This window comes from Hymenobacter terricola, assembly GCF_017921975.2.
In the GTDB taxonomy this organism is placed as follows: domain Bacteria; phylum Bacteroidota; class Bacteroidia; order Cytophagales; family Hymenobacteraceae; genus Hymenobacter; species Hymenobacter terricola.
Window position 1 is genome coordinate 1 of the sequence record NZ_JAGEMO020000187.1, and the last position, 588, is coordinate 588.

1 protein-coding gene is annotated in these 588 nt (G+C 45.7%); it reads right to left on the reverse strand.

Going from position 1 to position 588, the window contains the following annotated elements; all coding sequences use genetic code 11:
- The coding region (locus J4G38_RS28200) for a tyrosine-type recombinase/integrase (protein ID WP_226164138.1) at positions 1 to 549 on the reverse strand (549 nt) is incomplete at its 3' end.
- Between the last annotated feature and the right edge of the window lie 39 nt (positions 550 to 588).

Consider the following 588-nt stretch of genomic DNA (forward strand, 5'->3'; position numbering starts at 1 on the left):
GTATGCTTGGCGCATCAGTTCCAAGTATTCGGGAGTAGTATAGACAATTCGGTCTTTGTCCCCCTTGCCGTTTATCTCCAGGGCGCAAGTTTTGAAGTCAATATCTTCCCATTTCAGACCTAACAATTCACTAATGCGAATGCCAGTAGTTGAGAGCAAGCCTATCCAAACATGAACGACACCTACAGAGTTGGCATAAGCCTTTTGCAAGTCCTCGGATGGGATGGTGTTCGGTAGGTGGTGTCCTACCTTTCGCCTACTCTGAAAGCGTGCAGGGTTATTTGTCAGAAGTCCCTCACGGATGAAGTAGCGATATAGTGCCGAGATGCTCGCTAACTCTCTGTTTGTGGTAGCAGGCTTAATACCCTCTTTCGCCCTCTGTGTTATATACTCGTCAATGTCTGAACGTGTCAGAGTTGACCATTTCGCACCCTCTCTGTGGGTCTTTGCCCAACGTGCAAAGGCTTTTAGGTCTTTAAGATATTCCGAGGTGGTACGCTCGGAATAGCCTTTTATGTTCCTAAGATAGTTTTCAAATCGTGTTAGCATAATGTTCGAGGTGTTATTTGTTTTCGTTCTTTACTCGGT